Annotated in this window: 20 protein-coding genes; 11 read left to right on the top strand and 9 right to left on the bottom strand. The window is 36.7% G+C overall.

What is annotated here, in order from left to right; genetic code table 11:
• The first annotated feature begins 85 nt into the window (after nt 1-85).
• The 4 genes from ACXVYO_RS26510 to ACXVYO_RS26495 all read left to right on the top strand — a co-directional run bounded on the left by ACXVYO_RS26510 (nt 86) and on the right by ACXVYO_RS26495 (nt 5689).
• Entirely contained in the window at nt 86-1822 is a 1737-nt protein-coding gene (locus ACXVYO_RS26510; RefSeq protein WP_458469201.1) for a C40 family peptidase, read from the top strand.
• Nucleotides 1823-2168: 346 nt separating this feature from the next.
• Nucleotides 2169-3380, top strand: coding sequence for a NupC/NupG family nucleoside CNT transporter (locus tag ACXVYO_RS26505; RefSeq protein WP_458469199.1), 1212 nt, complete (start codon nt 2169-2171; stop codon nt 3378-3380).
• Nucleotides 3381-3635: 255 nt separating this feature from the next.
• Complete coding sequence (locus ACXVYO_RS26500; RefSeq protein ID WP_458469198.1) at nt 3636-4391, top strand: dGTP triphosphohydrolase; 756 nt, start codon at nt 3636-3638, stop codon at nt 4389-4391.
• Complete coding sequence (locus ACXVYO_RS26495; protein ID WP_327802606.1) at nt 4388-5689, top strand: glycosyltransferase family 2 protein; 1302 nt, start codon at nt 4388-4390, stop codon at nt 5687-5689. The genes ACXVYO_RS26500 and ACXVYO_RS26495 overlap by 4 nt, the downstream gene beginning before the upstream one ends.
• Before the next feature lie 563 nt (nt 5690-6252).
• Here ACXVYO_RS26495 and opuD read toward each other — a convergent pair.
• Nucleotides 6253-7770: a glycine betaine transporter OpuD gene (gene opuD / locus ACXVYO_RS26490; RefSeq protein WP_458469197.1), complete on the bottom strand. Its 1518-nt coding sequence runs from the start codon at nt 7768-7770 to the stop codon at nt 6253-6255.
• Nucleotides 7771-8434: 664 nt separating this feature from the next.
• On the opposite strand from opuD, the gene ACXVYO_RS26485 reads away from it, so the two are divergent.
• Together ACXVYO_RS26485 and ACXVYO_RS26480 are read left to right on the top strand one after the other, a co-directional pair.
• Complete coding sequence (locus ACXVYO_RS26485) at nt 8435-9310, top strand: cell wall-binding protein EntA (RefSeq protein ID WP_458469195.1); 876 nt, start codon at nt 8435-8437, stop codon at nt 9308-9310.
• A 79-nt stretch (nt 9311-9389) separates the two neighbouring features.
• A complete protein-coding gene (locus ACXVYO_RS26480; protein ID WP_149212899.1) occupies nt 9390-9692 on the top strand; it encodes a DUF3910 family protein in 303 nt (100 codons plus the stop codon).
• 194 nt (nt 9693-9886) lie between these two features.
• On the opposite strand, the gene ACXVYO_RS26475 is transcribed toward ACXVYO_RS26480, so the two are convergent.
• Genes ACXVYO_RS26475 through ACXVYO_RS26465 form a run of 3 tightly spaced genes read right to left on the bottom strand, consistent with a single transcriptional unit; the run spans nt 9887 to nt 13326 of the window.
• Nucleotides 9887-11266 (bottom strand): zinc ribbon domain-containing protein, encoded by a 1380-nt coding sequence (locus tag ACXVYO_RS26475; protein ID WP_458469246.1) that lies wholly within the window; start codon nt 11264-11266, stop codon nt 9887-9889.
• A 12-nt stretch (nt 11267-11278) separates the two neighbouring features.
• Nucleotides 11279-12829: a zinc ribbon domain-containing protein gene (locus tag ACXVYO_RS26470; protein WP_458469193.1), complete on the bottom strand. Its 1551-nt coding sequence runs from the start codon at nt 12827-12829 to the stop codon at nt 11279-11281.
• Between the two features lie 5 nt (nt 12830-12834).
• Nucleotides 12835-13326, bottom strand: coding sequence for a double zinc ribbon domain-containing protein (locus ACXVYO_RS26465; RefSeq protein WP_458469191.1), 492 nt, complete (start codon nt 13324-13326; stop codon nt 12835-12837).
• Nucleotides 13327-13484: 158 nt separating this feature from the next.
• Here ACXVYO_RS26465 and ACXVYO_RS26460 point away from each other — a divergent pair, with 158 nt between their 5' ends.
• Both ACXVYO_RS26460 and ACXVYO_RS26455 read left to right on the top strand, forming a co-directional pair.
• On the top strand, nt 13485-15104 hold the full coding sequence (locus tag ACXVYO_RS26460) for an SWIM zinc finger family protein (protein ID WP_458469190.1): 1620 nt from the start codon (nt 13485-13487) through the stop codon (nt 15102-15104).
• Nucleotides 15088-17844 carry a DEAD/DEAH box helicase gene (locus ACXVYO_RS26455; RefSeq protein ID WP_458469188.1) on the top strand — a complete coding sequence of 919 codons (2757 nt, stop codon included), beginning with the start codon at nt 15088-15090 and terminating at the stop codon, nt 17842-17844. Before ACXVYO_RS26460 ends, ACXVYO_RS26455 begins: the two co-directional genes overlap by 17 nt.
• Before the next feature lie 24 nt (nt 17845-17868).
• Here the strand turns inward: ACXVYO_RS26455 and ACXVYO_RS26450 are convergent, their stop codons facing one another.
• Complete coding sequence (locus ACXVYO_RS26450) at nt 17869-18354, bottom strand: VanZ family protein (protein WP_458469186.1); 486 nt, start codon at nt 18352-18354, stop codon at nt 17869-17871.
• A 110-nt stretch (nt 18355-18464) separates the two neighbouring features.
• Between ACXVYO_RS26450 and ACXVYO_RS26445 the strand changes: the two genes are divergently transcribed.
• Both ACXVYO_RS26445 and ACXVYO_RS26440 read left to right on the top strand, forming a co-directional pair.
• Nucleotides 18465-18689 (top strand): DUF1659 domain-containing protein, encoded by a 225-nt coding sequence (locus tag ACXVYO_RS26445; protein ID WP_073517148.1) that lies wholly within the window; start codon nt 18465-18467, stop codon nt 18687-18689.
• A 98-nt stretch (nt 18690-18787) separates the two neighbouring features.
• Nucleotides 18788-19003 (top strand): DUF2922 domain-containing protein, encoded by a 216-nt coding sequence (locus ACXVYO_RS26440; protein ID WP_458469184.1) that lies wholly within the window; start codon nt 18788-18790, stop codon nt 19001-19003.
• 33 nt (nt 19004-19036) lie between these two features.
• Here ACXVYO_RS26440 and ACXVYO_RS26435 read toward each other — a convergent pair whose 3' ends face one another.
• The gene (locus ACXVYO_RS26435; protein WP_000731404.1) at nt 19037-19435 is read right to left on the bottom strand and encodes a DUF4359 domain-containing protein; all 399 of its coding nucleotides are present in this window, start codon (nt 19433-19435) and stop codon (nt 19037-19039) included.
• 191 nt (nt 19436-19626) lie between these two features.
• Between ACXVYO_RS26435 and ACXVYO_RS26430 the strand changes: the two genes are divergently transcribed.
• On the top strand, nt 19627-20133 hold the full coding sequence (locus ACXVYO_RS26430; protein ID WP_458469182.1) for a competence protein ComK: 507 nt from the start codon (nt 19627-19629) through the stop codon (nt 20131-20133).
• Between the two features lie 55 nt (nt 20134-20188).
• Here the strand turns inward: ACXVYO_RS26430 and ACXVYO_RS26425 are convergent, their stop codons facing one another.
• From ACXVYO_RS26425 to ACXVYO_RS26415, 3 genes are all read right to left on the bottom strand, one after another.
• Nucleotides 20189-20659 (bottom strand): sigma-70 family RNA polymerase sigma factor, encoded by a 471-nt coding sequence (locus ACXVYO_RS26425; RefSeq protein ID WP_458469180.1) that lies wholly within the window; start codon nt 20657-20659, stop codon nt 20189-20191.
• Between the two features lie 233 nt (nt 20660-20892).
• Nucleotides 20893-21063, bottom strand: a complete 171-nt coding sequence (locus ACXVYO_RS26420) for a hypothetical protein (RefSeq protein ID WP_458469179.1) — start codon at nt 21061-21063, stop codon at nt 20893-20895.
• An 82-nt stretch (nt 21064-21145) separates the two neighbouring features.
• Nucleotides 21146-21814, bottom strand: a complete 669-nt coding sequence (locus tag ACXVYO_RS26415) for a Yip1 family protein (protein ID WP_427266301.1) — start codon at nt 21812-21814, stop codon at nt 21146-21148.
• Between the last annotated feature and the right edge of the window lie 81 nt (nt 21815-21895).

The raw sequence follows: 21895 nt of genomic DNA, 5'->3' as shown, positions 1-21895 counted from the left end.
ACAGTAATCGACATGCTCTTTAGAATTTTTAACAGTTGGTAAATATTTCTTCACTACATTACAGACAGAAAGGAATCGACAAATTATGAAAAAATACCTTGCCGGTCTTGCGGCAGTGTCTGTAGCAGGAGGAGCAGCACCTACACTTGATAGTGTTCAAGCTGCCCCTGAACAAAATACACAAAAAGCTGCTACACAAACTGTTCAAGCTTCCGCATCAAACAGTTCATCTTATACGGTGAATGCTAGCGTATTACATGTTCGTGCAGGATCAAGTACTTCTCACGACATCATTTCTCGCGTTTATAACGGTCAATCACTAAACGTGATTGGCGAAGAAAATGGTTGGTTCAAAATTAACATTAATGGACAAACCGGATTTGTTAGCGGCGAATTTGTATCAAAAAATGGAGCAAGCAATACTAATGTAAATACATCAGGTGGAAACAATAAAGTTACTGCTGATGTATTACGTGTACGTACCGCTCCAAACACTTCTAGTTCTGTTTCAGGACGTGTATATGAAGGACAAACATTAAACGTAATTGGGCAAGAAAATGGTTGGGTGAAAATCAACCATAATGGACAAGTAGGTTATGTAAGTAGCCAATTTGTATCTGGTGCTTCTTCAAATACGGGTTCTTCAAACAACGATACGAATAATAACAACCAAGAATCTGTAAAACCAGCAAGCGGAAACTATACAGTAAATGTATCTTCTCTTCGTGTTCGTACAGGTCCTAGCACTTCTCATACAACTGTAGGTTCTGTTGCAAAAGGACAAGTTGTACAAGTTGTTGGCGAAGTTCAAGATTGGTTCAAAATCAATTATGCTGGACAAGCTGCTTACGTAAGCAAAGACTACGTAACAAAAGGCGGTTCTAGCGACAATGTTACACAAGGTAACAACCAAGAACAAAATAATAATGTAACCGTTCAAACTGGCGGTACTTACGTTGTTAACGCAACATCTCTACGCGTTCGTACAGGCCCCGCTGCTTACCATAGTGTAATTGGCGGCGTGTTAAATGGGACTACATTAAACGTAGTTGGGTCTGAAAATGGTTGGTTTAAAGTAAACTATCAAGGAAAAACAGGCTTCGTTAGTAGCGAGTTTGTAAAATTCGTTAAAGGTGGCACTGCTACTCCTGAACAGCCAAAACAACCTGATCAAGGTGCAATTGGCGACTACTACATTAATGCTTCTGCCTTAAACGTACGTAGTGGCGAAGGTACAAATTATAGAATCATAGGCGCACTTCCACAAGGACAGAAGGTTCAAGTAATCTCTGAAAACTCTGGATGGAGTAAAATTAACTACAACGGCCAAAATGGTTATATCGGAACACGTTACCTATCTAAAACACCAGTTGGTGGCGCTGTAAATAATAAGCCTAACGAGAACCAAAATAACAACAACAATAACAACAATAATAATAATAATACAAGCAATAATAACGGCGATAGTTCTTCCATACTTGCATATGCAAAAGGAATGCAAGGCGTACCATACGTTTGGGGCGGTACTTCTGCTAACGGTGTTGACTGTAGTGGCTACATTTACCACGTATTTAAGAAATTTGGTCATAACATTAGTCGTCAAAGTGTTGCGGGATATTGGGGTAGCCTACCACAAACTTCAAATCCACAACCAGGTGACTTAATTTACTTCAAAGACACTTATAAAGCAGGTCCTTCTCATATGGGTATTTACCTTGGAGGCGGATCGTTTATCCAAGCTGGAGATAAAGGTGTAGCAATTGCTTCACTAAGTAACTCTTATTGGAGTAAGCACTTCTTAGGTTATACGAAAGCACCTTAAGTTATATTTTTAGAGCCTTCTAGATTACTAGAAGGCTCTTTTTAGTATATGTCACCTATATCCCCGAAAAAATAATGTATCTATTTCCCTATTTCATACACTATATTCTACAAAAACAATCCATAACGTTATCATAATGTATATTTTCACATAAAAAACATAACCTATTTCATGTCTAATCATTTTATATGTGTTTTTTTAAAGAATTTTCTTTTTATTTAAACTTTTCGTTAGACGTTTGACCTCTGATGTCCATTATGATAAGTTACTTAAGATGTTATATTCGTAAATGTATAGACAACTGGTTTATACACTTTTTTTACTATGAGGAAGGAGCATACACTGCATGAATCTTTTATGGGGAATTGGCGGCGTGATTGGAGTATTAGCAATTGCTTTCTTACTATCTTCCAACCGCAAAGCTATTAATTGGCGCACAATTTTAATCGCGCTAGCATTACAAATGTCATTTTCATTTATCGTATTACGATGGGATGCCGGAAAAGCAGGTTTAAAATACGCTGCAGATGGCGTTCAAGGATTAATTAATTTTTCTTACGAGGGAATTAAGTTCGTTGCTGGGGATTTAGTCAACGCAAAAGGCCCTTGGGGATTTGTTTTCTTCATTCAAGCACTACTTCCAATCGTATTTATTAGTTCATTAGTTGCAATCTTATATCATTTCGGTATTATGCAGAAATTTGTCAGTGTCGTTGGTGGCGCATTAAGCAAACTTCTTGGAACTTCTAAAGCAGAGAGTTTAAACTCTGTAACAACTGTATTTTTAGGACAAACTGAAGCTCCAATCTTAATTAAACCTTACTTAGCACGTTTAACAAATAGTGAATTCTTTACTATTATGGTAAGCGGTATGACAGCTGTTGCCGGATCAGTTCTTGTCGGCTATGCAGCAATGGGTATTCCGTTAGAACACTTATTAGCAGCAGCAATTATGGCAGCTCCATCAAGTCTATTAATTGCGAAACTAATTATGCCAGAAACAGAAAAAGTAGATAATAACGTTGAACTTTCTACTGAACGTGAAGATGCAAACGTTATTGACGCAGCGGCACGTGGTGCATCTGAAGGTATGCAACTTGTTATTAACGTAGCAGCAATGTTAATGGCTTTCATCGCATTAATTGCTTTATTAAACGGTTTATTAGGATTAATTGGCTCTCTGTTCGATATTAAACTTAGCCTTGATTTAATCTTCGGTTACTTACTATCACCATTTGCAATCTTAATCGGGGTTTCTCCTGGTGAAGCTGTACAAGCAGCAAGCTTTATCGGTCAAAAACTTGCAATCAACGAATTCGTTGCATACGCAAACTTAGGACCACACATGGCAGAGTTCTCAGCAAAAACAAATTTAATTTTAACATTCGCAATCTGTGGATTCGCAAACTTCTCTTCTATCGCAATTCAGTTAGGTGTAACAGGAACGCTAGCTCCTACTCGCCGTAAACAAATTGCACAATTAGGGATTAAAGCAGTTATCGCTGGTACACTAGCGAACTTCTTAAATGCAGCAGTTGCAGGTATGATGTTCCTATAAATTGATATAAGTCCCCTCTTTTCTAAAGAGGGGACTTTTTGTTATTTATTTTTTCGATATATATTAAATACTTTATGCTTAAATATAAGAACATTATGATACAATAATTAGTAAGTCTGTTTATTTTTTCTTGCAAAAGAGAGATACTACTTGTTGTTGCTCTCTCTAAAACAATCTAGTCATCCGGTCTATTTCTTAATAATTGTGCATACTACAAGTATCCTTGCATGAATTACCTTTAAGGAGGAAAGTTTTGTGAAAAATAACTTCTATAAAGTCCTCTCTATGTGGATTTTACAAATTTTATTTTATTTTACAACTGTACATGTAACGCAATATGAGCATGCTCTCATTTTTACAATTATATATGTAATTGTTAATGTACTATTTCTATTTTTGGCTGATAAAATTGCCTTTGTTTTCTTCATATTAGGAACCATCATTTCGGTGTTCTACCTATTCTACCAAGCATGGCTTTACTTATGGAGTACATCAGAACAATGGGAATACATTATTACCCACTTCCTAATGGCAGCAAACTTCTTCATCGTATATATCTCAACTCATTTATTAAAGAAGGTTATTCATGAAAATAAAGAATTAACCGAACGTGTGAGAACGTTAGAACAATACATTGGAGAATCAAAATTATTAACAAGACAAGAATTCGAAAGACGACAAGCATTATTAATAAATGCAATGAATCGTCGTAATGAAACAGGCCTTATGATTTATTTTGACTTCACTCCCTTTAGTAAATATACGAAGGAAAGTGTTATGGACCGTGTAGCTTCATTATTAGTTGAAACGGTAAGGGCTGACTTTGACCTTGTTGCTGAATATGATAACAACACATTAGTCATTTTATTACAAAATACAAATGACGCTGGTGCCGATATTGTAATGAACCGTCTACAGCCTAAAATGGAAAAATGGCTTACAGCTGAGGCAATTCAAGACATTAAGATTAAACGAGAACAAATCGCTACAAAAGGACCGACAGTATTATGATGACACTCGTTATACTCCTTTTATTCCTCCTGTTTTGCGTACTTGTTTTTTGGATCAGCATAACATTTTCAATTAAATATGTACTTATTTTTACAGCCTTTCTGTTCTCTGGCTTACTCGTTTACTATTCTTTCTTAACACTTGCGGGCTTAGTTCACCGAAATAGGAAACGAAAAGATCGTACGCTAGAACAGTATCCAAGCGTCGACATTTTAATACCCGCCCACAATGAAGGTGTCGTTATTAAAGATACTTTAGAGGCGATGGCGAAGATTGAATATCCAGGCAAACTAACTGTTTATTTATTAAACGATAACTCTCAAGATGAGACACCTGAAATTGGTGACGATTTCGATAAAGCTTATGCTCATATTCGTCACATTCGTGTACCGGCGGGTGAACCAAAAGGGAAATCGCGTGTATTAAACTATGGTCTTAGTATTTCAGATGGTGAATACTTCTGTGTGTATGATGCAGATAACCAGCCTGAACCACATGCACTACGAATGCTTGTAGAACATGCTGAAACAACCGAGGATGCTGTTGGAGCTGTCGGTCACGTTCGTACTGTAAATGAAAAAAGAAACTGGCTAACACGAATGATTTCGTTAGAATTTCAAATCTTCCAGCTCCTAATGCAATCTGGGCGCTGGTTACTATTCCAAACAGGTTCACTAACAGGAACAAACATGCTTCTTCGTCGCTCTGCATTAGAAGAGCTTGGCGGTTATGACCCATATGCAATTGCAGAAGACGCTGAATTAACATTACGAATTACACAAAAAGGCTATCTCTTACCGATTGTTCCAGAATCGATTACATGGGAGCAAGAACCTGAGCATTTAAAAATCCTTATTAAGCAGCGTACCCGTTGGCTCCAAGGGAACTTGTATATTTTAGAAAAAATGTTTTCTTCCTTAAGTTTCTTTAAAGGAAAACTTCTCGTCCATTCCTTACAACAAGTTTTAGTGTATGTTGTATTTTGGCTATTCTTAATCATTTCGAACGTTTGGTTTGTAATTGGGTTACTCGGGATATTCCAAATTCAATATAGCATTCCGCTACTATTTATGTGGTATGTCGCATATATTACATATGTTTCGCAATTATTTAGTGCCCAGAGTGTGGAACGAACCTTTACACCAACTAATATTTTTATTAGTGTTATCATGTACTTTACGTACGCACAGCTCTTTACGTACTTATTCATTCGTAGCTTAATTTTATACTTGCGTGCAAAGAGCAAGAAACAAGTCATTGGCTGGGATAAAACAGTTCGATTCAAAAAAGATAAATAATAAAAATAAGCACAGAGCGCCGTATGCTCTGTGCTTATTTATTGCCGTATAAATTATATATCAGACAATACCCCTTAGCTGAAAGTAATTTCACGTCCATCCCCCAACGAACGATTGACCTTCATTTATATACGAAAAAGTGATTGCTATTTTTGTAGAACCAATTGCTTCTCTAGCTGTTCTTTGCGCGTTTCAGTCTTAGGTTCCGTGCTTTCTTGGACACTGCGATGTGCCACACGTTTCAAACAAATATGCTTCCACTTTCTTTCGTAACGTTTCATTATTCTAGATGTCCCCCTTGAATGCGCTTTAAAACCATTTGAAATCGCTTACAGGAAATAATATAGCACATATACATAAACGTGACAACACATTTCCGACAATTTTTTGTCAAAAATATGAATAGAATTTAAAAAATATCGGAATTTGTCGAAACGTACCGATTTTTCTTTATATAAAAGGCATACTACTTATATAGTAAAGTATTTTATTTCCCTGACTTACTGTTAAAGTTCCTTCTATATAAAAAAGAGCTGATACATAATCAGCTCTTTTTCCTTCTATTATTTATGATGCTTCATACGCCCTTCTTTTTGTAACTCTTTAAATAATGCCGCCATCATAAAGAAAATAACGAAGACGAATGGGAATGCTGCAATAATAGCTGCCGTTTGCAGTGCTTCTAATCCACCAACATATAATAACGTAGAAGCTATCGATGCTAAAACGATACCCCAAACCATTTTGATGCGGTTTGGTGGATTTAAACTACCATGTGTCGTTAACATCCCTAAAACGAATGTCGCAGAGTCTGCAGATGTAATAAAGAATGTTGCAATAAGTAGAATACCTAATACCGATAAAGCTGATCCAAAGCTTCCCATCTGGTCGAACATAGCGAATAACCCTACTTCTGTTCCCATCTCTTTCACTTTGTCGAAGATATGAGCATCACCAAACAGCTCCATATGAATACCAGTCCCGCCGAAAACAGAGAACCAAAGTGCACCAATTACGGTCGGTACGAGTAACACACCGATAACAAACTCACGAATGGTACGTCCTCGTGAAACACGGGCAATAAACGTACCTACGAATGGCGACCATGCAATCCACCATGCCCAATAGAAAATTGTCCACGACTGAATCCATTGATTTCCGCCTTCATCTAATGGACTTAAACGGAAGCTCATACTTGGCAACTCCTGAATATAAGAACCGATTGTTGAAGTGAAGTAATTCATAATAAAGTTTGTTGGACCCGCAAATAATACAATAATCATAAGTGCAAACGCAAAAATAATGTTCGTATTACTTAAATATTTAATTCCTTTATCAAGGCCTGTTTGTGCAGATAACATAAATAACACAGTTACGATTGCAATAATAACTAATTGAGTCGTTAATGAATTCGGGATAGATGTTAAATAACTAACGCCACCTGCAATTTGTTTTGCACCAAGACCTAATGAAGTCGCAACACCAAACACAGTTGCGAAAACAGCTAACACATCAAACGAATGAGCAATACGCCCATGTTCCCCGCCTTTAAATAACGGACCTACTGTCGCACTAATCGTACTTGCTTTTCCTTTTCTAAAAGTAAAGTAAGCAATACACAGCGCTACAAATGCATATAGTCCCCACGGATGTAATCCCCAATGGAAAAATGAAAAGCGTAGTGCAAGACGCGCACTTTCCTCAGTTGCACCTTCTCCAAACGGAGGTGCATATAAATGGTTTAATGGTTCGGCAACGCCCCAGAAAACTAAGCCGATACCCATACCAGCGCTAAATAGCATAGCAAACCATGTCATATAACTATAATCAGGTTCATCATCATCTTTACCTAAACGGATAGAACCGTATTTCGAAACAATTAAAAAGATAGACACACCTAATATAATAGAAACAGAAATAATATAGAACCATCCAAACTTACTAACTAATGCAGTTTGAATTGCGGTTGTTACATTTCCTAAGCTACCTTTTCCAATAATAGATTCGGGAATAATCCCCCAAATTGTAAATGCAATACATAATGTTAATGATACGATGAATGTTTTTGTCAGTTTCTTCATCAAATCCCCCTTCGTAGGTTTCACTTTTGTAAATAACATAAATTCCGATATGTAAAATCGGATAGAAAACTATAATTTTACGGTGATTTTCTTACTTTCACCTTCACCAATTCGAATTCTTATGGACAGCCTTACCTTCCGTATAACCTTTTCACTCTGCAAGAGCTAAAAGATCGAAATACTGCTGTCAAATTGTGTGAGAAAAATGCGGATGGGAATGTATTTTCCCAAAAAAGGATGTGTTACAGATGTAAAAAAGGGTATTTTGCTTCCTTGCAACCCTTTCTTTTTGTAACAATTATGCGGTTTTTTTGCTAGTATATAGCACGTGTTTATAGTTTCACAAACGAAATGTTTATGTTTATATAACTATATTACCCATAAAACGGTAAAATACTCAAGGAATGTAATCGTTTAGTAAACATCATGTAACACTCCTGTAACATTTTTATTTACGCCGAAAAATATATGTTGTATTAAATATTTTGAATATAAGTAGAAACCTACTAATCACATAGATTGAAAAACGCTTTCCTACATTTTTTGTTATATTACAGGATGTTAACGACTGATTACGAATGGTTTGTAATTGTGTGTTTTCCCGAAATCCGAAAAAATCTGTTGCTATAATGAGGACACGAAAACAAACGCAATGGAGGCTATCATGAAAAAATTAATTGGAATAGCAACAGCAGCAGTTTTTGGTCTTGGGATTTTCACATCATCTGCTAATGCAGAAACTGTTGTAACAACAGACGTACTAAATGTACGCGAAAACCCTACTACGGAATCAAAAGTTGTCGGTAAATTACTAAACGGGAATAAAATAGATGTTCAAAATACAGAGAACGGATGGTCAAAAATCACTTTAGATGGTAAAGACGCATTCGTAAGTACAGAGTTTACAAAAAGCATCTACTACGTAACAGCTAACGTATTAAATGTACGTGCTGAAGCGAACACAGACTCAGAAGTTCTTGGGACGCTTAAGAAAGACGATATGATTGAAACAACGAACCAAGTACAAAATGAGTGGTTACAATTCGAATATAACGGGAAAACAGCTTATGTTCACGTTCCTTTCTTAACAGGTACAGCACCTGTTATTGAGAAACAAGAACAACCTGCTCCTGCTAAAACTGTAGCACCAGCTAAAGCGCAACCTGCAGCACAAGCAAAACCAGCTGCTAAGCCTGCTGTGAAAGCTGCTGAAACTAGCGAACCTTCTAATGGTCGTGAGTTAACAGTTGTAGCTACAGCATATACAGCTCACCCAAGCGAAAACGGTGGCACATATGGTGGCCGTGTATTAACTGCAATGGGTCATGACTTAACAGCGAACCCAAACATGAAAATGATCGCTGTTGACCCGAAAGTAATCCCATTAGGATCTAAAGTATGGGTTGAAGGTTACGGAGAAGCTATCGCTGGAGATACTGGTGGTGCAATTAAAGGTAACCGTATCGACATCCTACTTGGATCAGATAGTGCTGCTCAAAAATGGGGACGCAAAACTGTTAAAGTGAAAATTTTAAAATAACCAATGACTGCTAAAGCCAGTTCTCTTTGTTGAGAGCTGGCTTTTATTTTTTTATAATAGCTATAAGGAGGTTATGTCCATGAACGTACAAGCAAAAGTAGACTGGATCGGTACACCAAAACCGTATATATATAAAGATGAAGTAACATACGATGCTACTTCCATTGACTTTTCACTCGCTGGCGATGACAATCGATATAAATTAATTGTACTCAGCTCTGAAGAAAATACTCATTACAAAATTGTCCAATATGGAATCAAACCTGGCTCACAAAAGCCATTTCCTATCGACATTCCATTCGAACAAAACATGTTACCAATCATAGAACAAATATTACATGATCCATATGTGCAAGCGATATTAAAGGAAACGCGCTCATAATTGTAAAAAAGGATATCACCTCGCCATTTTTTTCGGGCTAAGTGATATCTTTTTTATTTTCCCTTCGTGAACAAGAGTAGAAAAAATATATTAACGGTTCGACGCGAAATATCGCTTTACTGACGAAAATTCACAATAGGAGACTCTACAAAAAAAGAGGCTGTTCAAAAACATTGAACAACCTCTCTCTTTTATTAACGAGTTGGACCAGATACTTCCTCTGATTTCAACGTATTATTGGCACCAAGAGAATGATATAGCACCTTTCCATTTCCATTAACAGTAACGATATGATCGTTATTAAAGCTCTTAAACTTTACAGATCCATCACCGTAACGAATATGATATTCTTCATACGTTGTTACTTTGTATTTCGTTTCACTTTGACGTTCTACATTACGAACTTCCATCGTTAATAAGTCTTCTGTAATTCCCTTTTTGTGTAAATATTGTAAGTAATCACGGTCTTCTTTATACGATTTCCCGCTCTTATCATAATTATTTTCAATTAGACTAAAATCATTTAATGAAATCGCACGTACATTATCATAAATATGACTTCGTACAAAATCGCCAACTGCTGAGCTTGATGTTTCTTTTGGGAATTTTAAGTAATACGTGCTTTGGTCTCCAATTTTAATACTTTCAGATTTCACTACACCAAAATCAGTAGTTTTCTCTAAATGTAATTCCACTGTTTCATCTGTCGATACAGGACCAAGTTCGTAACTTCCAAAAGTTAATTTCCCGCGTTTTTTACCATTCACAAACACAGTTGCTTCATTTTCATCAGAAGAGATGGTTACATACTTACCTTCAAGTGATAAATCCACTTCTACTTTTCCGCTCTTTTCATCTGCTAACTCTACTTCTTTTTCTGTTTCTAATTCAGTAAGTTCTGTCTTCGCCGTTGCCTTTACAACATACGTACCTGGGAAGTATGGCCCCAGCTCTTTCGAAGATTTATCACTAGAAATGTCTGCTACCTTCTTATCATTCACAGATATTTCCGCTTTCTTTGCAGTTGTGCTTACACTCATGTAATAAGATTTCATACTGAACTTATACTTCGGATATAAGAACCATTCTTTTCCGTCTTCGACAATTTGTCCATCTTTAAAGGACGCTTTATCTTTTGTTAACTTTTGATCTACAGTCTCTTTCTGTAAATAAGACAGTAATTCTTTGTTATAAGACGGATTCTCTTTCAAGTAACGGATGTACGCCTTAATATCCTCTGTCTTAATCTTTAAACTCGGGTCTTCTGCTTTCACAAACTCATCAATCGCATTGATATCTTTCTTTTGGAATGCTTCAATCATTACATTCACTTGCTTTTCTTTTGAAAATTTATTTGCTCCAAATTTATATGCTCCAAATAATAAAGCTGCAATAATGACGAAACCAATAATCAAAAATAAATTTTTCTTACTTTTTACTGGTTTGGTCTCACTTTGCACTTCTGTATATGAAGTGGCAGTGTTATCAACGATTATTTCGACCTTACTTCCGCACTCGGGGCAAAAGTTCAAATGATCTGCAACCTTCTTGTTACATGTTCCACAAAACTTCAACATGCTCTCCCCCTATTTTTTAGCTAATTTCATTCCGGCGAATGCCGCTGCATATGTCAAAATAAAACTAAACAAAGTTAAATACACAAATGAATTTTGCATAGATAGTACAGTACCGCCTGCTCCAGCTAAATTCATGACCTTTCCTGAAACATCAATTTGGAATTTAGAAATGATGTTCAGTACAATCATCATAATCGTGTAAGAACCGCTACATACTGCTAGTGTGATATACATGTTCGTAGTTGGTAATTCCGCTAATTTTCTCCCAGCCATGAACATAAAGAATGCTGGAATGATAAGTAGTAATAAACCGTAATGGAATGCACCATTTACTTCTTCTACTTCAGCGAGATCCTCTGGATATCCACCTTGTGCAATTATGACATCCTTCATTCCGATACCATTCATAGAAATACCTGACACGAATGAAAACGCTAATTTGTTATCAGATTCTTGCTTAGTATATTTTTTAAATTGATGATCAAATGCTGGACTTGACACTTCTAACGGAGAAAAATGAGCCATACTCCATACTTGAGGTGTTAATTCTAGCGCTAATAATACACCTTGTGTTTTAGATTCTTTCTCTTCTTGTAACGGCGCAGCACTGTCTATGTTACTTACTAACACTACAGCTAAAATGCACATTACTACCGCTGTCGCTAAAAACCCTTTTATCATAGATGAAATTCCATAATAAATAGATGCTCCATATGGCATTAATTCTTGGAATGCTGCTGCCATATTGTTTTTGCTTGTATGAGCAATAAATCCTAATAAAGTAAATAATGTTCCGCATACAAAACCACTCAATAAGCTCTTAAATGCTGAAAAACCAACCGTAATCTTACCTCCATTTGTGAATGGAACTGCAAAAGATTGTGATGCGATAAAACTTATGATGAATAAAAAGACGCCATAAATAATACCAACTGTTGCTGCCATAAAAATTTGATCTTTAATCGTTTTTGCAGCGCCCTGCTTTCCTAACCAAATTCCTGTTCCAGCGAAAATAATAAATGGAATGATCAATAATAATGTAAATGGAGTATGCCAAGATAAAGATAATACCATTCCACTATCGGCACTAGCTGTAAAACCAAGTAAATGATAGCTTAGCAGCGTAGAAGTCGCACTCGTATAAAAGCTTGATAGCATTTTTAACTCTTTCGCAAATGTACTAAACATCTCACTTAACATAGATGCAAATAATACACTACCAATCCATCCAGCAATTAACATAAGAATACTTGCAATAGCTCCACCAATAACACCTGTTTGTAACGAAGCCTTATCTGCTGTAAATTCAACTTTAGGAGCGCCGTCCATCACAGGTAATTTTACAGTTTGTTCTTTTTTCTTCACAACAAATAAAGAATGCCCACACTTTTGACAATATAAATTTTGCTGAGCATTTTCACTGCCGCAACCTTTACAATATTTCGCCGTATCTTGTTCTAACGTTACTACATCCGTAGCTCCCGCAATCTCCATACTACCTTCAATTGGGCAATAATTTACTTCCTCACCATGTTGCTTTCCGCACGTGCGACAATACATCTTATTCACTCCCCACTTTGCTCAATTCCACAAACTGGACAGTATGTAGAGTTTTTATCAATATGCTCATCACACGAAATACAATTTGCCTTTTCACCATCATTTTCTACCACTAACATCGGGTTAGGATTTCCGCATGAACCACAAAACTTATCATTCATCGATAAAGGTCCACCACATTCACATGTAGCTTTCTCGCCTTGCTGCTTTTGCAATTCAATGATGCGTTTTCTCGCTTGATAAATAGCCACATCAAATTCTTGGACTGGAGCAATCATTTCTTTTAAACTTGATTCATTTACTCCGTGCCCTCTTAATTGAACATACACTTGTTGTCCAACCTCTAATAGAACTTCTGCCTTTCTCTGCATTTGCACTTGCATTCCCTTTTTCAATTGAGCAATCTCTTGTGCAACTTGCAGCTTCATCTTCCCTTGCTCAATTCCTTCTTGTAACTTATTCATTCCACTGCCTAACTTCGTCTGTAAATCTGACAAACTATCTCTCCTCCTATATACATATAGTAATATACAAAATTAACATTATATATATTACCATGATTTTCAATTTGTGTAATCTAAATTTCATTTTTTCTGTTTTGAGCATTTTTTGTTTATAATGGTAGAGGAAAGAAATATGTGTACGGAGGAATATTATGCTGCAACACTCAATTACGAAAGATGAAATTATGATGATTGCGAATGAGTTCGTTCAAGGACTAGATCCACAGCAAACAGCTGATCAGGAACATGTCGCTACAGCTCGGCACCTATATCGTAGTGGTGTTGTCTACAACGTTGACTTTGATGGTTTTACGCTATCAGGAACTGTAGATGCTGAAGGCAGCGTATATAGCGTCCATATCCCAATTCGTAACGTTGCTGAAAGCTATTGTGATTGCTTTGCACCAACACAATGTGAGCATATGCTCGCTGTGTTACTATCTGCAGCGTCTAGTTTTGGGCAAGTAGGAGATGTATTAACCTTATTTAAAAATAATACGAAACCTTCCCTTCCTCCTATTCGAACTGCAAGACAAGTATTGCAATCATCAGCTTTTGAAGAAACGGATTATAAAAGTTGGCAATCGTATTTTGACAACGAATATGAATCATTTAAAAAAGAACAAGCTCGGCTTACTTATAAACAAATGTATTTTCTTATGAGTATTTTTACAGACTTCTATACGAAACTCGAGCGGAAAGCTCCGCGTATCGTTGTGATACATGAGTTGTTCAGGCTACATGCAGCGCTTTATTGCTTTCAAAAGTTATTAGAAGAAATTCAGGACTTCGAAGCAAATAAAACGTATTCTTATCACCAGCCTGTTAACGTCGTTCGCTTATTTGTAGATAAAGTGGAATCCATCGTTCGGGACTTACAATCAGAAGCGATTCCTTCAGAGTCTGAAGCAATTTTGCAAGAAACAGCTCGTCTCGTTCACGAAGTATTCTTCTCCACCGACGCCTATACGCAAGAAAGATTTTTTATTTATCGTCACATATGGAGTGAACTCTTACACAATAAAGAGAAACTGCAAGAAGAAGAAAAGCGAATCGATACGAAAATCAATCCACTTTCCAAAGCATTAGCATCTTCTCATCTACTCTTTTTAAATGACGAAGACCTATTAGCGATGGACTTACTAAAGAAACAGCCTCCTTCTGTTGTAAGTCTGTACTTCTATTGGTTAGAAGAGCTATTAAATACAATGCAGTGGGATCGTGCGAAAAGCTGGCTTTCCTTTACGTATAAACAAGTGAAGAAAACGATACATGAGCACGAAAATACGATTTTCATAAAAGATATCGTTCGCTTATTTGTCATCATGTATGAAACGTATGCAACTCATACAAATGAACAAGCCGGACTCGAAATGATTTTGCAAGAGCTATTACCATATAGTTTCGCAAACTATGAGCAATACGTACTTGCGAAAAAGCAATATCGTACATGGGCAGAACTTCAGCTTTTACATGGGTTTGAAGCAATTGAACTTTTGAAAGAGCCGCTGAAAGATATTGAAAAGGAAGCACCAGAAGCAGCCCTTCCTCTTTATCACCTTGCTGCTACCGAGGCCATTGAAGAGCGAAACCGCAAATCATATAGACGTGCAGTTCGTTACTTAAAAAAATTACGTACATTATATAAACGATTGAAGCGCACTGATGAATGGGATGCTTTCATTATTCAGATCGCAAACTTACATTCACGTCTGCGTGCACTACAAGAGGAATTACGGAAAGGAAAATTAATCGATGATCAATCAAACTGAAGTAACAATTAGGCTCCAGCACGTTAGTCAAGGTTGGTTCCTTTGGGGAGAAGATGACAGCGGTACTCCATTATCCGTAACAAGTTGGAAACGAAATGCATTTACATGGCACTCCACTTCCTTCTACGGCACGTTTCTAAAAGAAGCGACCTTTGAAGGAAAACAAGGTGTTATGCTAACAAACGCACAAGCATTTGAATACATCGCTAATAAACCGATGAACTCCTTTGCTCATATTCAAATGAACGGCCCTATTACAGCACTTACAGAAGATGCGAACGAATTATGGGATGCCTTCATCAGTGGTAACTTCGTACCTGATATGGAGCGTTGGTCTCAGCAACCATCTTGGAAAGTTCAAAATACCCCAATCGAAGATGACACATTGGCATCTCTTTTCTCGACTGCGGTAAATGAAAGCATATTACAAGATAACCGTTCAAATGATGGATGGGAAGATGCCAAGAGACTTTATGAACATTACGACTTTACGAAAAGACAATTGGATGCAGCACTACATGAAGAAGATTGGCTTCGAAAAATTGGTTACATTGAAGATGACCTTCCCTTTACAATCGGACTACGGCTACAAGAGCCGCAAGAAGAATTTGAAATGTGGAAGCTTGAGACAATTGTTACACCAAAACGCGGGGCTCATCGCATATATGTATATGAAAGTATCGATTCTTTACCAAAACGATGGCACGATTATGAAGAGCGTATTCTTGAAACACAAGAAGGCTTCAGTAAGCTCGTACCGTGGTTAAAAGAAGACGAGACATTCCGAAGTGAGCTCTTTGAAACGGAAGCGTGGAACTTCTTAACGGAAGCAAGTAACGAATTACTCGCCGCAGGTATTACGATTTTACTACCATCCTGGTGGCAAAATTTAAAAGCGACAAAACCAAAATTACGTGTGCAGCTGAAGCAGAATGCCACGCAAACACAATCTTTCTTCGGCATGAATACGCTCGTTAATTTCGACTGGCGCATTTCAACGAACGGTATTGATTTATCCGAAAGCGAATTTTTCGAACTCGTTGAACAAAATAAACGATTATTCAATATAAATGGTCAATGGATGAGACTGGATCCAGCCTTTATTGAAGAAGTACGAAAACTAATGAACCGTGCCGATAAATATGGACTCGAAATGAAAGATGTCCTTCAGCAACATTTATCAAACACTGCTGAGGCGGAAATTGTAGAAGAAGATAGTCCATTTACCGATATTGAAATCGAACTAGATGGATATTATGAAGAGCTATTCCAAAAACTATTGCACATTGGAGATATTCCAAAAGTAGATGTCCCTTCTGCACTAAACGCAACACTCCGTCCGTATCAACAACATGGCATTGAGTGGTTATTATATTTAAGAAAGCTTGGATTCGGAGCATTATTAGCTGACGACATGGGACTTGGAAAAAGTATTCAAACGATCACTTACTTACTATATATAAAAGAGAATAATCTCCAAACAGGACCTGCCTTAATCGTGGCACCGACATCTGTTCTTGGAAATTGGCAAAAAGAATTTGAGCGTTTCGCACCAAATTTACGTGTTCAGTTACATTATGGAAGTAACCGAGCGAAAGGCGAATCATTTAAAGACTTCCTTCAATCAGCAGATGTTATATTAACATCTTATGCATTAGCTCAGCTGGATGAAGAAGAACTTAGTACGTTATGCTGGGATGCTGTTATTTTGGATGAAGCACAAAATATTAAAAACCCACATACGAAACAGTCGAAAGCAGTACGAAACTTGCAAGCAAATCACAAAATCGCTTTAACCGGTACACCGATGGAAAACCGACTTGCCGAGCTTTGGTCTATTTTCGACTTCATTAATCATGGATATCTCGGCAGCTTAGGACAATTCCAGCGTCGCTTCGTCTCACCGATTGAAAAAGACCGTGACGAAGGAAAAATCCAACAAGTTCAACGTTTTATCTCACCATTTTTACTGCGCCGAACGAAGAAAGATCAAACCGTCGCATTAAATTTACCAGATAAACAAGAACAGAAAGCGTACTGCCCACTTACTGGTGAACAAGCTTCTTTATATGAACAACTTGTTCAAGATACATTGCAAAATGTAGAAGGATTAAGTGGGATTGAAAGACGCGGATTTATATTACTCATGCTGAACAAGCTCAAACAAATTTGTAATCACCCTGCTCTGTATTTAAAAGAAACAGAACCAAAAGACATCATCGAACGTTCCATGAAAACGAGCACGCTAATGGAACTCATTGAAAATATAAAAGATCAAAATGAAAGTTGTTTAATCTTCACACAATACATCGGTATGGGGAACATGCTAAAAAATGTGTTAGAAGAACATTTCGGTCAGCGCGTTCTCTTCTTAAATGGTAGTGTACCGAAGAAAGAACGTGACAAAATGATCGAGCAGTTCCAAAACGGAACGTATGACATTTTCATCTTATCGTTAAAAGCAGGTGGAACTGGCTTAAACTTAACCGCTGCCAACCATGTCATTCACTACGACCGTTGGTGGAATCCAGCTGTAGAAAATCAAGCAACAGACCGCGCATATCGTATTGGTCAAAAACGCTTCGTTCACGTTCATAAGCTTATTACAACGGGGACACTCGAAGAAAAAATTGATGAAATGTTAGAAAGAAAACAATCATTAAACAACGCCGTCATTACAACCGATAGTTGGATGACCGAACTATCTACAGATGAACTAAAAGAATTGCTTGGTGTATAAACAAAAGGAGCTAATCTCAAAAGATTAGCTCCTTTTTCTATTCCAAAACCAATTGCTTATTATAATTCCTGTTAATCCGCCGCACGTATCCAGTAATGAATCTTGCCACATCGGTGTACGGTCTCCCGTAGTCCATTGATGAATTTCATCAAATGTTGCATATCCCGCGATGAAAAGAAGGGCGTATATAAAGCATCTTTTCCTCGAATGACCTGATCGATGAAAAGCATAATACGTCAATGAACCGAGCATAAAGAACACCATAAAATGAGCACCTTTACGAAGGAAAAACTCAACAAATCCGCCTACACCTTTATTTGCAATGCTAACAGGTGTACCACCGCCATAATCGATAGATACCCACGAGAAATGCTCTTTCACAAACTCAACATTTACATATTGTTCAATATCTGAACGCATATCCTGCTTTTTATATGGTTGTGCCGAGGAATAGAAAATCAACCCCATCCATAGTAAAACAGGAATCCAAAATAACCATTTACGATTCATTCTTCCGAAACCCCTCTCTTAGTCTTTTAAGCGTACCAAAAAAAAGAATAAATTTCACGCCAAAACATGACATTTACACCCTATTTATAAAGTGAAAGGGGGTGATAAACATGGCAGTCGAAACAATCGTAATGGACTTAACTTTACGTCTTGTCTTAAACAGTGGATTAGATAAGAACGGAAAAACAGTTTTCAAGAACAAACAATTTAAGCGTGTGAAAACAAACGCAAACTTAGAGCAAGTACAAAACGTAGCACGTGCTCTTGCTTCTGTACAAGCATCACCGCTTCACGCTATACAACTTGTTAGCACATCAGATCTTTCTAACCTATAAGGTGAAAATTTAATCAGTGGGGTGTTCATCCCCGCTGATTATGAAACAATACCAATCGGTCCTGCCTAACTGGATAAATAAAAAGGAGGAAATAACGTATGCAAGTACTAGAATTAATTTTTGCAAAAGAAGATGGAAAAACAGTTGTTTTTTCTATCGAAAAACCTATCACACCCATCGATGCACAAGTCGTAAATCAAGTAATGGATACGATCCTTGCCTCATCTGTATTTTCATCAATTAATGATACTACTCGAAAAAAAGGAGCCCGTCTTGTAGAAAGGAATGTATCTGAAGTTCCCATTAACATCTAAATCACTGGAGATAAACAAAAAGACGAATCTGCATCATTTTGCAGATTCGTCTTTTTTCTTCGGCATTTCAATCGGAATAAAGATTTTTGAAAAACCGACGCATACATATTTATAGTGTTCTCCACCTATATCAAACTCGGTCGTATATGTTGAGAAGAAAATATAATCACTTCGCTTTGTATAATTCTCGATTAATAATCCAACTTGTGGCTCAACATATTTTTTCGCCAACTTCTTACCAGCCGATGCTAAATCGCCAAGGAGACCCTCTTCATTTTCCTTTTGAACTTCGTCTAGCTTCTTACTTACATCATTACGTTTCATAAACTGTTTTGCTGCCCAATCCGTATATTCACCTTTACTCGGATTACTATTTGCTAAATATACTAGAAGAACAACAACTAGAGCCATAATAATATACTTTTTCTTCATACTATCTCACCGCCTACTCTTTTCTATTTTCATATATATGTACAAGCGATGCAAATTAGAAAGACTAACATCTATTGATTGTAAACGAATAGCCAAAATTTACAATACAAAACAAAAGATTAACAATTATTTTACTTAATTCGTATATAATGATATTTATAACAATATTTCATAGGGGAGGACTCGAAGTTATGAACAATGAAAATGATATTTTTATTTCTAATTCTACAATGATGTTAGAGCCATACAAGCACCCTTATTATCAAACCAAGATTATCGACAGTAGCGGGAACCATCTTTACTCCTGCCAAACTGCTCTCCAGCTCATCAAACAATCTTGTCTAACCAATGTTCACTCTACTTATCAAGGCAGACGTAAAGCAGTTCAAACAAACTTTCATTTCAAACAAAATGTCCCAATTCCAATTAATCATCGAGAATATATTTGTGCTTTCCCAACAGAATCTCCTTCTTCTCCAAACTGTATATGGCTGTTCTATAACCATATAGATGACATAGAGTTTTTCAAAAAGAGTAAAAAAGCTAAGATTCATTTTTCAAATGGCACAACTACAACAATACATATCAGTCCCCATAGGTTAAAGCAGCAATTATTAAAAGCTGGATACGTATTATCACGTATGAACATGCAAGATTCACTACAATTTAAAAGCCTCTTATTACATTTACTACCTTAACATAATAAGTAGAATGGAAAGCAATATCCCTTGCCTTCCATTCTTATGATAATATTTATCCTCTTAAGCTATTTCGCATTTTCTCAAGTGCTTGCCGATACACCCACCTCACTTGATAATAAGTCATTTCCATCTCGTTAGCGATTTCTCCCATCGTTTTCCCTACAAAAAATCGTTCAAAAATAATATACTTCTCCTTTTCATCTAACACACTCATAAAATCCTTCGCTTTCATTTCAATATCTTCAAAATGGAAGATATCCTCATACTCTCCTACACATACACACTTTTCTTGCACTGCAAACTCTTTCTTCAATCTTTCTAATATATACCCACGCACCGTTACAACTGCATATGCTGGGAAACTTCCTTTCTCCGCATCAAATCTTTCATACGCATGCCAAAGACCAATTAAACCACATTGATAATACTCTTCATGATCTTGATAAATACCTAGCTTCTTTATTTGATTCACAATCATACCTTCATACAAAACAACCGCCTCTTTAAAAGTTGCTGGCTTCACACAGTACTCGTTTCTAAAAGGTATACCTCTTTGTTATTCCGCCGGTACCTCCACAATATAAAAATAAAGAGGCGATTTCACTGTGAGTAATTTCAAATACTACCGCCGAAATTTGAAATTACACGAAGTAGAATTTGAAATTTTGCTGGTCGTATTTGAAATAAGGGCAAAAATAAAAAAGATTCCTTCTATATATGAGAAGGAATCTTTTGTTTATAAACTTTCGATTTATACTATTCTGCTGTTATACGTTTGAAGGATCTATCGATTGCATATAGACCTGCAGCTAAAATACAACTTATAACGCCAACAAATATATAAGGATTCTTATTCGGCATATACTCTACCGCTAACAATAATACAACTAACATGAACAAAAAATTTGCTAATAATTTCTTAAACATATGTACCTACTCCTTATAACAAAAATGCAGCAATTACTTTTATAATTGCTGCATTTCTTTCTAGCGACATGAAATATCAAGATTATTGCACTAGTCCTCTTAGCGCACCAAAGCCAATCGTTAAGATGAAGAAAATAACCATAAGAATCGTTGCTTTCTTTTTGCTTAAACCAGCTGTAATTTGAAGACCTAACCATGTGATCACAAATCCCCAAATTGTAAATACTTCAATGCTATTTGCAATACCTTTTACAGCACCGCCGCTTGAAGCGAAAATTGGTCCTAACCCAGTGTAAAATTCTTTCCCTGAACCACCTAGAATAAGTGCTAAAACTGCATTTATTAATACGCCAAGTAATGAAATAATGCTTGAATATACAGTAATCGTTAATAATTTCTTATAAGAAGTATCATTACTCATTAACATCATTAACACTTTATATACAGCTGCGCTAATGAAGAAACCTATTATCATACCGAGAACACCAAATACAAAACCAGCACCGAAAGTCATCACAGGTGTAACATTAACCCCTAATTCTTGATTGAGCTTAATTGATTCAGGTGTTAAAGAATATACATAAGCACCAATACCTCCAGTAATCCCCGCTAGTAAAGAAAGGATCCAAAACGCACCCCAAACCGCAGTACTGTTCTTCATTCTCTCAAACTGTTCACCTGGGGAAGTAATCATCCCTAATATTGATGGCTTTTTCGAACCTACATCTTGCGTATTAATATTCGCTTCCATTATAACGCCTCCTTCTATTTATATAACCCGTTCTAACGGGCGGTTCACTTCCTCATATGAGGCTACGAACCGCCCACTAGA

Source organism: Bacillus sp. BC08 (assembly GCF_054326875.1).
Note: the sequence above shows the minus strand (reverse complement) of the source record. Positions and strands in the feature narration are given on the sequence as shown.